At 48.7% G+C, this 14,128-nt stretch carries 17 protein-coding genes; all 17 read left to right on the top strand.

Features of this window, described 5'->3' with window-relative positions; genetic code table 11:
* Positions 1 to 5 precede the first annotated feature (5 nt).
* The 17 genes from MFF31_RS18760 (at position 6) to MFF31_RS18680 (ending at position 13,989) form a co-directional block, all read left to right on the top strand.
* Positions 6 to 254 (top strand): hypothetical protein, encoded by a 249-nt coding sequence (locus MFF31_RS18760; RefSeq protein ID WP_238189947.1) that lies wholly within the window; start codon positions 6 to 8, stop codon positions 252 to 254.
* Positions 251 to 493 carry a hypothetical protein gene (locus MFF31_RS18755; protein WP_248565533.1) on the top strand — a complete coding sequence of 81 codons (243 nt, stop codon included), beginning with the start codon at positions 251 to 253 and terminating at the stop codon, positions 491 to 493. The genes MFF31_RS18760 and MFF31_RS18755 overlap by 4 nt, the downstream gene beginning before the upstream one ends.
* Positions 490 to 1,062 (top strand): hypothetical protein, encoded by a 573-nt coding sequence (locus MFF31_RS18750; protein ID WP_238189946.1) that lies wholly within the window; start codon positions 490 to 492, stop codon positions 1,060 to 1,062. The genes MFF31_RS18755 and MFF31_RS18750 overlap by 4 nt, the downstream gene beginning before the upstream one ends.
* Positions 1,063 to 1,247: 185 nt before the next feature.
* The gene (locus MFF31_RS18745; RefSeq protein WP_238189945.1) at positions 1,248 to 1,763 is read left to right on the top strand and encodes a hypothetical protein; all 516 of its coding nucleotides are present in this window, start codon (positions 1,248 to 1,250) and stop codon (positions 1,761 to 1,763) included.
* A 161-nt stretch (positions 1,764 to 1,924) separates the two neighbouring features.
* Positions 1,925 to 3,457: a DEAD/DEAH box helicase gene (locus MFF31_RS18740; RefSeq protein WP_309296689.1), complete on the top strand. Its 1,533-nt coding sequence runs from the start codon at positions 1,925 to 1,927 to the stop codon at positions 3,455 to 3,457.
* Positions 3,458 to 3,474: 17 nt separating this feature from the next.
* Entirely contained in the window at positions 3,475 to 3,831 is a 357-nt protein-coding gene (locus MFF31_RS18735) for a hypothetical protein (RefSeq protein ID WP_238189943.1), read from the top strand.
* Positions 3,828 to 4,556: an FAD-dependent thymidylate synthase gene (locus tag MFF31_RS18730; RefSeq protein WP_238189942.1), complete on the top strand. Its 729-nt coding sequence runs from the start codon at positions 3,828 to 3,830 to the stop codon at positions 4,554 to 4,556. Before MFF31_RS18735 ends, MFF31_RS18730 begins: the two co-directional genes overlap by 4 nt.
* Positions 4,557 to 4,682: 126 nt before the next feature.
* Positions 4,683 to 5,531, top strand: a complete 849-nt coding sequence (locus tag MFF31_RS18725; RefSeq protein ID WP_238189941.1) for a hypothetical protein — start codon at positions 4,683 to 4,685, stop codon at positions 5,529 to 5,531.
* A 25-nt stretch (positions 5,532 to 5,556) separates the two neighbouring features.
* Entirely contained in the window at positions 5,557 to 8,637 is a 3,081-nt protein-coding gene (locus MFF31_RS18720) for a DNA primase small subunit domain-containing protein (RefSeq protein WP_238189940.1), read from the top strand.
* Between the two features lie 43 nt (positions 8,638 to 8,680).
* Positions 8,681 to 8,896 (top strand): hypothetical protein, encoded by a 216-nt coding sequence (locus MFF31_RS18715; protein ID WP_238189939.1) that lies wholly within the window; start codon positions 8,681 to 8,683, stop codon positions 8,894 to 8,896.
* 170 nt (positions 8,897 to 9,066) lie between these two features.
* On the top strand, positions 9,067 to 9,228 hold the full coding sequence (locus tag MFF31_RS18710; RefSeq protein WP_248565532.1) for a hypothetical protein: 162 nt from the start codon (positions 9,067 to 9,069) through the stop codon (positions 9,226 to 9,228).
* Positions 9,229 to 9,269: 41 nt separating this feature from the next.
* A complete protein-coding gene (locus MFF31_RS18705) occupies positions 9,270 to 9,497 on the top strand; it encodes a hypothetical protein (protein ID WP_238189937.1) in 228 nt (75 codons plus the stop codon).
* Complete coding sequence (locus tag MFF31_RS18700; protein WP_238189936.1) at positions 9,478 to 12,237, top strand: DNA polymerase; 2,760 nt, start codon at positions 9,478 to 9,480, stop codon at positions 12,235 to 12,237. The genes MFF31_RS18705 and MFF31_RS18700 overlap by 20 nt, the downstream gene beginning before the upstream one ends.
* A gap of 241 nt (positions 12,238 to 12,478) precedes the next feature.
* Positions 12,479 to 12,817 (top strand): hypothetical protein, encoded by a 339-nt coding sequence (locus tag MFF31_RS18695; RefSeq protein WP_238189934.1) that lies wholly within the window; start codon positions 12,479 to 12,481, stop codon positions 12,815 to 12,817.
* Entirely contained in the window at positions 12,807 to 13,292 is a 486-nt protein-coding gene (locus MFF31_RS18690) for a hypothetical protein (protein WP_238189932.1), read from the top strand. Before MFF31_RS18695 ends, MFF31_RS18690 begins: the two co-directional genes overlap by 11 nt.
* Positions 13,293 to 13,357: 65 nt before the next feature.
* On the top strand, positions 13,358 to 13,681 hold the full coding sequence (locus tag MFF31_RS18685; RefSeq protein ID WP_248565531.1) for a hypothetical protein: 324 nt from the start codon (positions 13,358 to 13,360) through the stop codon (positions 13,679 to 13,681).
* Positions 13,666 to 13,989, top strand: coding sequence for a 3D domain-containing protein (locus MFF31_RS18680; RefSeq protein WP_248565530.1), 324 nt, complete (start codon positions 13,666 to 13,668; stop codon positions 13,987 to 13,989). Before MFF31_RS18685 ends, MFF31_RS18680 begins: the two co-directional genes overlap by 16 nt.
* The last annotated feature ends 139 nt before the right edge of the window (positions 13,990 to 14,128 follow it).

Genomic DNA, 14,128 nt, shown 5'->3' with positions numbered 1-14,128 from the left:
CCAGGATGATAATAAATAGACCTACTTTCGATATTAGCGTCTTGCAGTCGGGGGTGCCGCTGCACGTAGTTATCAAAGACGAACAGCGTTTTAAGAAAAAAGAGTATAACGCCATTGTTATAAGTGCAGACCCCTTACAACTACACGTTATGTATTGGGATGTATACGCAAGTCAAAGGGATACCCAATTTATTCATATTGAATCAGTAGTAAAAGAATTGACCGAACTTACCCTGCTGGAAATGCCAAAATGACCCCACAGCAGGAAATGGTAGGTTGTGACCATTGCGGACACATGGAACCAATGACACCCGAACTTACCGAATTAAGCTTCGCATGGCTGGATGTAGACACATGTAAGACAAGCTGCCAGGCCTGCAAAAGCTTCGTTATTATGCGAACATGGGCCATAAACGAAAATGGATACCCGGCAGGCGGCGAAATGTTAGTAGTAAAGACTTCTTTACAATCGAAGGGAGATAAAAAGAAATGAATCCAAATGGAGCATTTGCAGCAGTAAAAGACGTTTTGGCAGCCTACAGCGAAGACGAAGTTAAGTTAGCAGTAGCCGCTACTATAGGGCCAGCTGCCCGAGCTATTCCCGCGGAGCATTACCGCGTACTCGCCCCTACAATCCTGGCTGATACAGTAAACCAGCTGGACGCCAGCGTAGACGACATTCTGAACAAGGGCGACGCCCGCGAAGAGGCATACGGCAATAAGGGAGAGCTGCTGAAAGAACGCTACCAGCTAGAAAATAAGATCAAGCTGGAGGAATCCGACGCTATTATGAACGGCCTTAAGCCGGACGGTAAAAGTGTCGAATGGAACAGCGTTACGTATCCCTTTTCTAATGATATGGCCCGCGACGCTTTCCGCAGGACGGTAAGCAGCGCAAGCCGTAAGCGCCTGGCAGAAGTCGAAGGCGAATTGGCGGCCCTGGAAGTGCAGGTATCGATAGCCCGTGACGGCTGGGATAAGGCGGTACAGGCAAGCGATTCGGTACGCAGTAAGGCTTTTGTACAGGGGCGGCTGCTGCAATTCTTGGCTGGTAGTAATTAAATGATTAGCACAAAGCGTGGGGGTGGCCGCTGTAATTCTTGCAATAGGATAGGCGCATTTACTATAGGCATAACTAACGATATAACGGGCCCATTTAAGTCGCTGACCTTATGCGGCGCCTGTAAAGGAAGGTTAATCAAGCAGTTAAAAGAGGCGCCTGCCTTACCGCAGCAGGGAGAGATAACGTGAATCCGAAAGCCAAAGACCCGCGAGAATTACAGCAGGAGCGACAGCAGAGGGGCGAAGACTTCCAAGCAGAAATTAGAAGCAGTTGGGCGAATATTCCGAACTGCTGGCGAATGAGAATCAAGGACGGCGGCGGGGGAACCCGCCCAGCCGACGAAATCGTACTGCTGGAAGAAGTAAACGTACTGGCCGAACACAAACGGACTGAATCCGACCGATTTGAACTAAGTTTCCTACGACCCGACCAGGTAAAGGGTTTGCTGCTATTTGACCGCTGCCTGGCTCGGAACTTTGGACTGGTATTCGTAAGCTTCAATAACCCGGAAAAGGGCCGAGATGACGCATACGCCTTCCGCTTAGTAAGGGCTTTACGTTACATGCAAAGCAAAGAACGACAATACGTTACCTTGGAAGAATTCTCGCAGGGCGCTATACCCTGTGCGAAGCTTCCACGGATAACGGCTGATAATTCGTACGACTTAAAGGGGTTGGTAAAATGTTGCAAATCACTATAAGCAATAACATACGCATACGCGGGGCTAGTATCCCCCTTCGTGCCGCCATTACGCAGGCGCTAACCGTACCTAACCCGGAATTCGTAAAACTCAAAAAAATGGGCCGACCGACTTACGGAATACAGCAGCGCTTGGAAATCTTTAATAACGACCTGGGTGACTTGGTAGCCCCTAGGGGTTTCGAAGGAAAGTTACGCGACCTTTTAAAAGAGCAGGGTCTACGCCCGGAAGAAGTCATACGGTATAGCTTTGCCGAACCAGCCAGTGTAGACTTCGGGGAATGGATTGGCCCCGAACTTCGGGATTATCAACAGCCTGCCGTACTTGATGTACTTACAAAAGATGGTGGAGTCCTGGAAAGCCCCGCAGGAAGTGGTAAGACATTAATGGGGTTTCGGATTGTGCGTAGTTGGGGTCTACCGACCTTATGGCTAACTCATACCCTGGACTTACTAGACCAAAGCGCAAAGGCAGCAAAGGCATTTCTGGGCGGTGTGGGCGAAGTAGGGATAATTGGCGAAGGAAAAGTAACCTGGGGCAGCGGAAAGCTTTTCGTAGCTACGGTACAAACCTTAGGGGCAAACCCTACGCTGGTAGCAACCCTAGCAAACATGGTAGGCGTAGTCGTCGTAGACGAAGCTCACCACTTCCCAGCGCAGCAATTTATAGAAGTAGCAGGAAAGTTCCCTGCAAAGCATCTACTTGGGCTTACTGCAACGCCGCAGCGTAAGGATGGGCTAGAAAGCTTCATGTATGCGGGGTTAGGGCCTACAGCCCACGCAGTAAAGCGTGACGGCATGTATGAAGCAGGGGCGCTTATCCTGCCCGAAGTAAAATTCGTCTATACCGAATACGGTAAAGAAATAGCGATCACGGGAGACAGTGAAACCGTAGAAAATAGCGTAGATGCTGGCGGTGAAGATATGGACTACATTGGATTGCTAAAAGACCTTACCCAAGACCCTGTACGCGCAAAGCTAGTAGCCGAAAATATCCTAGAAAGTATCTTCAAAGTAGCACCTAAAGGCGGGGCGGTAATTGTATTAGCTGATAGTGTACGTTACTTGTATGTACTGCGTGACCTGGTAGAAACATTTGCTAGGGCCAGGTTGGGGTTTGTGCCACGTATGGCCGTTATGCATAGCGGGCTTACGAAGTACACCTGGCGTAGAATTCGTAAAAGCGATATTAAGCGGTACGCCGATCAAGAAGTACGATTTAGCATGAGGCTAAAGCGATGGGAAGCAAAATTCGAACAATACACCGACGAAGAATTTGAAGCTTGGCAAGTAACGCCAAAGCAGCGCAAAGCAACAATGGAACAGGCTAGGGGTCGCCAACTGGACATACTTTTCGCCACGTCGCAGCTGGTGAAAGAAGGGCTTGATATTCCGAATCTGTACGACGGTCACCTAGCAACTCCGCAACGTGGTGACGGTAGAAACAGCGCGAACGGTTCAGGCGTCGAACAAGCGATAGGGAGAATAATGCGGCCCGATCCGAATAACCCGGACAAGGTAGCGACTTGGTATGACTACGTTGATGGCAGCGACGGCACTTTCTACGACCAATATCTAAGCAGGCGAAAGGTTTATGCCAGGCTGGGAATCACCTTGGCGAAGAAACCGCGCACACAGAAGGACAACATTAAGGACTTCTTAGTAAATATGCCGGGCTTCGACCTTCCACTATAAAAGGAGGAATTATCCAAATGATTAATTTTTACCCGCAGAAAGTACCGTTTTTCAAAGCCTTGAAGCTTCTATTTACGCGCCGCGTATGGCTAGCCGTACACATTGACGAAGTGGGGCAGCCGATTGGCGCACAGGTAGGCTACGACAAACCGAAGGGTGCACTACCGCTGACGCCGGAAGTTATCGAACAACAGCGCCAACAGGCTATCACAGCGCAGCAAGAAGCCGTTAAGGCCTATGAAGTAGCAGCAGCGGACGAACAGCAGCAACAAGGCGCACAGGCTCCTAAGCCGCTGTATTCAACCCGGTATGCCTCACCACCGCCGCCGAAGAACAGGCAACAGCGTAGGGAAGAAAGGCGGGGTCGTAAATGAGTTTCGAAGTAAATCTGCTGCGATACAGCGACCCCGACCGTAAACACCTGGCCCATGCGGCAGCGGTTTACCTGGGTAAGCCCGATACCAGCAACGTACGACGGCCCCTAACTTTGGTAAAGAAACGCGATGCCCTTAATATCTTCCGGGGAGAAAGCGCGCGCTTCGAAATCAAGGCTAGTAAAGTCGTCTACGATCACCTGGTAACGTACACGACGGCGAATATGAGGGCCTGCGGCGGGCTGCGGGCGAACCGGGCTACGGAATTCGTTTTACCCCCGGAAATCCCATACGAAAGCCCGTTATATGCGGATATTGAAAAGGTAGGGAACGCCCACCTGGCGGCATACCTGGACTTTGCGAACGGCATTGACCCGGCGACGCAAGAACCTACCGAAAAAATGCGCCTGCAAGCAGCCCGCGCAGTTGCCCCAATGTCCGTGAAGCTGCATTTTATTATCGAATTCAACTTCGCCACGCTGGCAGAAGCCCTTTTCCCACAAAGGATATGGACGCCAGGAGCACAGCTAGATACGTACCAGGTAGCGCTGGAAATGTTTCGACTGGTTCACGAAACCGACCGGGAATTATGGGATACCTTCTATAATTATTACGGCCCGGACTTTCGCACATGGGCGGCGGCATACGGAAAGCTTATGAAGGAAGACCCGGCGCAGCTGCGTAGCATCCTGGAAAAGTACCCCATGAAATCTATGTGGGGGTAATGTTACGGCAGGCAGCCCGTAACACCCAAGAAAGGTAAATTTTTTTACTCATAGTGTTATCTGCAAATAACAGGTATTCGGCGGCAGCCTAACCATAAAAAACTAATCGAAAAGAGGAATTACACAATGACAACAGCAAACGAAAAAGCAGTAGTAGCACAACCAAAGGGCGCTCTAGCGCTGGCAAACGTAGGGGCTAACTATATCGCCGAAGTAATCCAGGCGAAACAAGCGCAGTTCTTAGAAGTGAATGAGGGTCTAGATTTCGATTACGTTAGAATGGGCCAATACTTGAAAATCAATAAGAAAGGTAATTTCGTAGAATCTCGCGATGATGCAGTAAGCTATGGCGAAACGATAGACGTAGTAGTAGCACAAGGTGAAACACGCTGGGTACTATGGGGCGGTGAGGAAACAGCTGAAGAGGGTCAGTTGATCGTATCCCTGCCTGCGAAAGAAGAACTGCTGCCCGAAGAAGCCTTAGGTTTAACAAAAGTTCAAATTGGGAAACGCATGGTAGCGAAAGCGGAAGCTACAGCCCGCGCTACGCTTGATAACTGGCTGCAAACTACAGCACAGACTGACCCTACGGTACTTGATCGTTACGAGCAAAGCGACTTACAGCTGCGCTACTTGGCATACATTGTTCCTGTTCAATTCTTGACTCCCGAAGATAGCCCGAAAATTTACCTTATGAACTTCGCACCTGGCGATACTTTCGGTTGGGGCCAATATGGTATGTCAATCTTTGACGGTAAATTTAAGGCTATCGGCGTACCCGCTAACAGCAGCGCGAAGCACGTAGTAACGCGTTTTACGACAGCCGAACGCACGAAAGATAAAACTTCCTGGTTAGGTATCGACTTCACTTGCCTAGGATTGTTTAACCCAGCAGACTATGGTATCGACCCGGAAGCTGTAGAATTTGACGCGAAAGACGTAACTGTAGCCGAAGATGAAAAAGCACAAGCATAAAATTAACTAGAAGGTAGGCGTCTACATGGCAAGAGAACCGCAGATAACAGACTATAAATTCGTAGACGCCTGGCATACAAATGATAGCGGGCAGCCTGTACCCTGGACGCGGGTAGAATACCCGGAAGGCGTCAGAAAGTACCAGCAGGAAGAAGCCAATAACTTCAACTGTTTTTGTACCGTACAGCGCTATACCAGCAAAAGCAGGGGGGCGCGGGGCGAAAGCTTTATCGCCCCTTTGTATTTTGACTTGGATTATAAGAGCGACCCCGCAGTAAGCCAGGCAGACGCAGTAAAGCTTATCGAATTTTTTATGAATGAACTTGAAATACAAGAAACAGACATTCATTTATATTTCTCCGGCAGTAAAGGTTTTCATATTTTAATAGACTTCCAGGCCCTGGATATAAGACCGGGTACCGAATTGCATAAAGTTTATAAACATATTGCGGGCTACCTGGTACATAGGTTAGGCCTTCGTGCTCTAGACCTGGTAGTTTATACGTCTTCGCGAATGCTGAGACTACCTAACAGTATTCATAGCGGTACAAAGCTTTTCAAAATTGAATTAAGCATAGACGAACTTCGATCAAAGACCCTGGACGAAATTAAGGGCATGGCTAACGGCCCTCGCCTTTATCCTGTTTTAGACCCGGCGCAGCGTAAAGCAGCGCGGGATATGCGTCCGAAGGCAGTTCTATTTTATGAGGATAAAGAAAAGGAATGGCGCGAAGCAGCTGCTACTTCCGTCAAAAAATTCGCCGAAGAATTTAACTTCCGTAAGAACAAACCCCCGGTATGTGTTACCGATATTTTAACTGGTGGTTGGAAGAAGGATGGCGACCGAAACCAGGCGACCGTACAGCTGGCTGCTTACTACAAAGAAGCAGGCCACCCGAAAGAAGAAGCCCTTAAACTGCTGGAAGAATGGGTACGTAAGCATACCAGTGCAGGTAGTAAATACGACGCCGAACAGCGAGTAGCAAATACGCGCAGCGTCGTAGAAGCTGTCTACGATAAGGAAAACGGCTATAAGTTTGGTTGTGCCTTTATTAGGGCGCTGCATGGCGAAAAGATACCAGGAAGCCAGGACTACGACCGTGTAGCTTGCGCTGGGGCATTATGTGATTGTCTAAAGAAATCGACGAACGATGATAGCAAATCGGTAAGCCTTCACCTGGCGCATACGGGTGACGCAGAACTTCACGGCAAGCTGGTTAAGACCCAGGTAATGGTGGCCGGAAAGAAGCATACGCCTTATATCGTACCTTCGAAAATCGAATATTATTGCTGGGGCCGTAAGGATTGCAAAAAGACGCACTGCCCGCTATACGATATTCCCAGCCATACCCTTTTCAAAGACTTAGGCATAGGTGACCCGGAACTGCTGGAAATGACGGCAACAGGGAAGGACAACATAACAGGCATCCTACGTACTATATCGGGAATTCCAGCCTGCAATAAGTACAACACAGAGATTTCTGAAACGACGAATGTTGAAGAATTACTGGTAATTCCTATGGCCGAATCTAACAGCACAGATGCCGAAGAAGGTAAGGGGCGCTACGTAATGCGGAAGGCTTACGCTATTGGTAAGTCGGACGTAACCGAAAATAAATATTACGAGATTACAGGCCATGTCTTCCCGCATCCGAAGAACCAGGAAGCTACGATACTGGTTAAGGAAGCAAGACCTTTGCAGGATGTTGTAGATAGTTTCATGTTAAACGACGGTGTTAAGGAAAGCCTTGAAGCTCTGCGCCCAGCAAGCTACACAGCTGCGGCAATTGAAGCAAAGCTGGCGGCCATATGTGCCGACCTTACCTACAACGTTACGAAAATCGTAGAGCGTGACGAAACATTGCTGGCCGTCTTACTTACTTACCATTCCGTGCTGCGCTTTAATGTACCCTGGACAAGCTTACCGATAAGGGGCTGGCTGGAATTAAAAATAGTCGGTGACACCGGTACAGGAAAAAGTGAGCTAATCGAAGGAATACGGAAGTTTACAGGGCTGGGGAATCGCGTAAATGCGGAAAGTACCAGTCGTACAGGACTTACTTACAAAATGGAGCAAAGCGGCAGTGCTGGGGCCTGGTATATCGTATGGGGCGTATGGCCGCTTTCGGACAAAGAACTAATTTGGATAGACGAGGATACAGGTATTGAAAAGGAGAACTACGGCGAAATGACCCTAGCTCGCAGCGATGGAAGGCTGGAAGTTAAAAAGGCAGTTACCGCAGAAACTCCTTGCCGCGTACGCGCTATTCTTTCCGGGAATCCACCGAAGGGCCGCAGGCTGGCAAGCTACGGCCAGGGTGTCGAAGTGTTGAGGGACATTTTCAATAATGAGGATATACGCCGTTTTGACTTCGCTGTATTTATGCGAATGAACGACGTAAGCGCAGAAGAATACACCCGGCAGTTGCCAACATATCCGAGTTTCGTAAATTCTGAAACTCTTAAAAATTCTATCCTCTTCGCTTGGTCAAGGAAGCCCGAACACGTAATATTCAATGCCGACACGATAGACAGAATATTAGAGGTCGCTACCGAATTGTCGAAGATTTATGGTAATGCTAGCGACGTACCCCTTGTGTCGCCTTCCGACCAACGAAATAAGATTGCCCGCTTATCTGTAGCCTTGGCTGCACTCACGCATAGCGTAGACGAGTCGGGTGAAAGAATTGTCGTATGGCCGGGCCATGTAGACTTTATCCGGGAGTACCTTAAAAGTTTGTATAATGCGCCAGGCTGCGGCCTTAACTACTACGCGAAGCTAGCTATAAGGGAAGAAGAGCTGGACGACGAAAAGTACGGAAAGATTACGCAAAAGCTGCGTGAACTATCGACGCTTAAAGGCGACCTAGCCTACTACAAATTCGTTAAGCTATTCGCCCAGCAGCAATACCTTCGTCAAAATGACGTCGAAGCCATGCTAGCGATAGAAAAGGAAGAAGGTAAGGCCATTATAGCCCTGCTGGCAAACATGCGTATGATTCAGCAAACAAGCGGCGGCTACCGTAAAACGGCCCGGTTTAACGCCTTCATAGCCAAGCTTTTCGAAGAAGGATTATTCGACAACATGGATGATGACGATTTGTAACTAAGGGGTGGGACAATATGGAAGGACATGGGAGGGTTGAGCTATGCCGATGATCGACGAGTTTACAGATAAAGACGGGGAGTTGTACATCCACATAAATGTACACGATCAATTACAATCAATCCCCGCGCAAATTTGGAAAGACTACCACGAGTTGACGGAATTGACGGTGAAACAAGCGAAAGAATTACACCGACTAAGGAGACTACTAGCAAGAGCCGATTCTCGAAATTGGTCTTTTGGGAACGATGTCTATTGAATATTAAGGAACATGGGATGTGAACTATCTTGAGATTCAACCTTAAAAAACCATGTAAAGATTGCCCTTTTCTACAGGGGAGCTCGACCAATAAAACATTGGTAAAAGGTCGCTTGGAGGGGATTGTTTCTGATTTAATGGACGGAATGACTTTTACTTGTCATAAAACATTGAATCTTAAAAGCCTAGATCAGGAACATTGTGCCGGGGCATTACAGTACTTGGAACGTGAAGAAAGACCTAATCAGATGATGCGAATTGCGGAACGGATTGGTTTGTATGACCACACAAAATTAGAACAATACTCAAGCCTAATCGATCCAATTCATTAATAACCAACTTGAAATACTAAAGAACATGGGAGGGCTTGGGCATGGGGGAATTTTTGCACTACGACAACGGGAAAGGTAAGTCAGAATCACATGAAGTATATATTGACGCTGATATTTCGGCAATAGGCTATGGAGCCACGAAACAGGAAGCATTCCAAGACTTCATCGGAAAACTGGATGATTACATCGAAAAGTTGAAAAAGTTTAGGGAAGAAGCCCTCATAGATGATGCAGTTAGGGTAGATTGTTTTGGAAAGAGGCTGGGATAAAAAAATTTTACCCATACCGTTATCTGCAAATAACATAAGCGAAGAAGGTGTTATCTACATGAAACTAGGCGGCCTTTTTGGAAACGTGCAGCCGAAAACCCTGGCAAAAGCCTTACCCGTTAAGCCTGCTGATTTAAGCCTGCCGCTGTCAGTACCAGGGGCGGCCTTAGCTAGAGCGATAGCGCCAAAGAAACGACCTGGCGACTTCGGGATAGTTTGGCCAACCACACCCCAGCAGCAAGTAAAGGACTATAGGGCGATACTCACGCTTGCCGAACTAGAAGCCTACGCCGACCGCTGCGAAGACCTGGGCTTATGCAGCTTCGATTGGGAAACCGCAGCAAATAAAGCAGCCCGCGAAGCCTGGTATGAATACGAACAAGAAGCACATGCGAAAATCGAATCGTTGCGGGGTACGACCCGGCTTATGCGGGAAACCCTGGCGCTTGATAGAGGATGCGACCCGAAGGTAGTACACCAAGAAATAGAGCTAATGGCGGCTACCAAGAAGCTAGACAGCCCGGAAGCTTTAGAGATTGACGCACAAATAACTTTCCTAGAAGCACAGCTAGCAACGGCACGCGAAGAATACCTAATGACGCCACTAGACCCCCACCGGGGAGAAGTTTGCACTGTATCCCTGGCAGCTGCGCCGCACGAATCGCGCGTCGTACCCATTGACCATAAAGCGGGCCGGGTATTTGAACCGACGTTAAGCCGTGAAGAAGCCCGGAAGCTTGTAATGGATACGCTAGATCGTCGTATATTCCGTAATCGAAAAATAGTAAAGATAGCAGTAAATCTTTCCTTCGAAACTAAGTTCGCGGCGAAGTACGGTAAATACATTCTGCTGCCAGTCGCCGACCCGCTGGTAATGTGGGTACGATGCCTGCAAGTCGCTGATCCGAAGCGTCTAAACGACGTTAAAAAGCCCGCGACTGGCTGGGGATTGAAGCCAGCAACTAAAGCAATTTTCGGTGTAAATATGGGCGAGTTTAAGGAACTACTTGCGAAGTACGGGGTAGACTTCTTCGACGAAATTGCAGCAGACAGCGGTGACGGCCTTGTGTATTCCGCAGAAGATAGCGACTACGGCATACAGCATTACCTTTACTGGCGGGAAATAGCGAAGCAGATTAAGGACGACCGCCAGGGAACGAATTACGATACTTGGCTGCATGAAATCGAAATGCCATTTTCTCGCGTTATCGGCCTTATGGAATACAACGGTATGGGCTGGGATAACCACTTGGCGCAAATGAAGCGCGAAGAAGCTTGGAGCGTACAGGCCGCAGCCAGCACGGAAATGAAAGAACTTATTAAAGCGACCGTTGGACTGGATATAGACCCAGGGAAGACAGGGAAGACAAACGGGGTCAAGCATGTGCTTTTCAAAATGATGAACTTACCCCAGGGCAAGCCGACCGATAAGGGCGGCATATCCCTGGACGAAGAAGCCCTTATAGATATTAAATTCATGCTTGAAAACAACCTAGAAGACTTGAAAGAAGAAAAGCTTCTTGCGGTGCAGTTACCCGAAGGATGGGACAAGTACCACGCCGATAACCCGGAATGGCTGGAGTTATCTAAGGAAGAAAGGGCAGCCATTGAACTCCGAAACAGGCCCCCTCACCAGTACAAAGAAGCAGGGCTGCGGCTGCTTGAACTAATGGGCCGGATTCAGAAAATGGGTACGCTTCTTTCGTCCCATATCGATGGAAGGGAGAAATGGCAGAACCCCGTAACCGGGAAAATTCACGCTAGTTATACCCCCTGGACGGATACCTCCAGGCTTAACAGCATGAAGCCGAACGGTCAAAACGTACCACGCCTGGAAAATGACGAACTGGGCGTAAGGAACTTCTACGTAGCCGGGCCAGGCAAAATCTTATTCTTTATCGACTTTAGTGGCTTCGAACTTCGAATACTGGCGTGGAAGTCGGGCGACGAAGTTATGATAGAAATTTTCTGTACTGGCGGCGATATGCACATAAAGACTGGCGCGGCCATTACGAATAAGCCCGAAAACGAAGTAACGAAGCAAGAGCGTACCGACGCGAAGCCTGCGAACTTCGGTATGGCCTATGGAGGCACGGAACACGCGCTACAAAAGACCATTAAGACGGATTACGGCCAACGTAAGACCCTGGCCGAATGTGCGGTAATGGTGGACGGTACGAAGAAAGCTTACCCAGGCGTCCCGGTATTCCAGCGAGAAATAGCGCTGCAAGCCCGCGAAGACGGATTCGTTAGCACGATCTACGGATATATTCGACTGCTGCCCGATATTGGAAGTACAAACCGTTATTCCAGGCAGTCGGCAGAACGCCAGGCGTCAAATACTCCAGTCCAGGGAACCGCAGCTGACGTTATGAAGAAGGCACAGAACGAAGTATACGAAGAAACTGGACGCGGTACTAACCTAGCATTTGACGCTGACGAACTGGGCATAAACCCGGCACAGCTGGCCCGTGACCTGGGCGAATCCCCTCCTGTCCTGATTCATGGGAAAACGGATATGGAAGCACAGATACACGATGAGATGATTTTCGAAATGGATGACGACCCGGACGTAGTAGAAGCAGCCTGGAAATGGGTACAGGCCACTATGACAAAGGAGCCTATACCCGGTTTCCCTGTGCCAATCGAAGCAGAAGCTTCTGTAGGTTACGCCTGGGGCCAAAAAATGAGTGTCGAGAAATGGTTAGAAGAAAAACGCGCAGCTCAGAAAGGGGCTTAACATATGGGACGTCATAACATTTATATAAGTCTCAAAAGAACTAGCCCGGAAAATAGACAGCGATTCATTAGCAACGCACCGGGTCGTGTGGTGGGTACGATTGACAAAAGATTTGGCGGTATCGCTTGGGTAGTAAGCCCCCACCGTTCAGACCAAAACACCGGGGCAGAATGCGTTGGCGTGTTTGGGCCAACGGCCCAGCGAATGCTACATGAAATGAGCATCCGAAAGGGGTCACGACATGAACAGGCAAAAAGTAAGGGAATTTGAACGAAAGGGTGCTGCTTTTGAATCCCGTAAAGCATTTGCACCTAACGAAGTCGTCGCGATGAATAACGCCAGCTACGCCCTAGGCGTTGAACATGCTCTTGAAGCTGTAGCTATTGTTTATGGGTTGGGAGATAAGCGCGTAGAACGCGTAAGGGAAAAACTGCGCACCTTACAGGAACTTGACTTCAATCACAGCCCGGAAGCGAAAGCTGCCCACGAAATGAACAATATGTACAAAGTTAAGCTAAACCGAGCTATACGCCGGGCAAATGATCCGAAAAGAAAAGGGGCCTTTATAGATGACAACTAGTAACTCTCTAACAACTTGGGAAATATTTTTGCAAGAAGCAACTGCCATATTCGTCGCAAAAAATACGGACTACGATAGCCGTTTTACTAGAGCACTTATTCAGTACCAGGCCGAACGTGGCCCGGAAGCAGCACGAACAATATGGGCATGGGAGGTCGAGAAGAAGCTAGACCGCTGCCGCACCTGGATTAAGCGGGGCGAATTGCTGGTAAAGGATGAAGGTGTAAGGAATTCAGTAATTGACCTGTTTAATTATTCGGTGCAGTACCTTATCTTTCGTAATTATTTGGGCTATGGTAGAGACCCTTTTTCCCAGCTAAACGAAGAGGGGTTTCACTATCAAGCGGCTAAATTGTCACCAGCGGAATGGATTGGGTTTCTTATTGACAAGGGCCTAATAAAAGAAGATGAAGCTCAATTGCGGCGGCTTATTCTTACGGAAATGCTAGGCCCGCGTGAGGTAGTAAGTGGTTAGGGAAAACTGGCGGCCAGTCGCCGTAATCCTAGCGATACTGGCCGTTATCATAGGGGGCGCATCTAGTGGTAAAGAAGAAGCACAGTCAAGGGAAGGGGTACAAACGCAGGTACTTGGCAGCTCAGTACAAAGAATCGGCGAAACACCCCTATTTGCAGGAAGTAGAAGAGGGCTTACAAGTAGCGGAACTGGAATCATGGAAACGCAAAGCAGAGCAGTATCAAGCAGCCTGGGAAAAAGAGAAGTCGATAAACAAGACCTACAGCCGGGACTGGAAAGCGATTCTAGCGCACCAGGCAAACCAACGTCGATTATCAGCCCTTCGGGGTGTACTGGTAGGGTTGTTCCTAGGATTTTCGATAATGTTGCTAGATTGGGCACTTTCGTAGTAACTGCGTATACTGCCGGGTACGAATCTACGCAGAAGAAGCCAGGGCAGAAGGGCTACGGAATCACATATAGCGGGACTACGGTAGAGGAAGGCCGCACAATTGCTGCTGACCTTTCCGTACTTCCAGTCGGGACGCGTATCTATATCGAAGATGTAGGCGAACGGACGGTAGAAGACAAGGGGGGCGGCGTTAAGGGGAAGCATATCGACCTCTATATAGCCGATCTTGACGAAGCCCTGGACTGGGGTAAGCAAAAGAAAGATGTTTACGTGATTGAATGGGGGGAAAAGAAAGATGAAATGTAAAAAATGCAAGGAAGTTGACATTCCAGAACCTCAGTTTTGTTGCATCGGAATTATGTGCGGCTGTATGGGTTTGCCTATTGAGCCCCCCTTTTGTAAGGGATGTTGGGAAGAGCTAATCGGCGAAGAGAGGAGAGAAAAG

Origin of the sequence: Paenibacillus sp. L3-i20, from assembly GCF_022180385.2 — a bacterium.
GTDB lineage: Bacteria > Bacillota > Bacilli > Paenibacillales > Paenibacillaceae > Pristimantibacillus.
Note: the sequence above shows the minus strand (reverse complement) of the source record. Positions and strands in the feature narration are given on the sequence as shown.

Coding starts and splice junctions, on each gene's coding strand:
- MFF31_RS18760 (WP_238189947.1), top strand. CDS start 6: ATGATAATAAATAGACCTACTTTCGATATTAGCGTCTTGCAGTCGGGG.
- MFF31_RS18755 (WP_248565533.1), top strand. CDS start 251: ATGACCCCACAGCAGGAAATGGTAGGTTGTGACCATTGCGGACACATG.
- MFF31_RS18750 (WP_238189946.1), top strand. CDS start 490: ATGAATCCAAATGGAGCATTTGCAGCAGTAAAAGACGTTTTGGCAGCC.
- MFF31_RS18735 (WP_238189943.1), top strand. CDS start 3,475: ATGATTAATTTTTACCCGCAGAAAGTACCGTTTTTCAAAGCCTTGAAG.
- MFF31_RS18730 (WP_238189942.1), top strand. CDS start 3,828: ATGAGTTTCGAAGTAAATCTGCTGCGATACAGCGACCCCGACCGTAAA.
- MFF31_RS18725 (WP_238189941.1), top strand. CDS start 4,683: ATGACAACAGCAAACGAAAAAGCAGTAGTAGCACAACCAAAGGGCGCT.
- MFF31_RS18720 (WP_238189940.1), top strand. CDS start 5,557: ATGGCAAGAGAACCGCAGATAACAGACTATAAATTCGTAGACGCCTGG.
- MFF31_RS18715 (WP_238189939.1), top strand. CDS start 8,681: ATGCCGATGATCGACGAGTTTACAGATAAAGACGGGGAGTTGTACATC.
- MFF31_RS18705 (WP_238189937.1), top strand. CDS start 9,270: ATGGGGGAATTTTTGCACTACGACAACGGGAAAGGTAAGTCAGAATCA.
- MFF31_RS18695 (WP_238189934.1), top strand. CDS start 12,479: ATGAACAGGCAAAAAGTAAGGGAATTTGAACGAAAGGGTGCTGCTTTT.
- MFF31_RS18690 (WP_238189932.1), top strand. CDS start 12,807: ATGACAACTAGTAACTCTCTAACAACTTGGGAAATATTTTTGCAAGAA.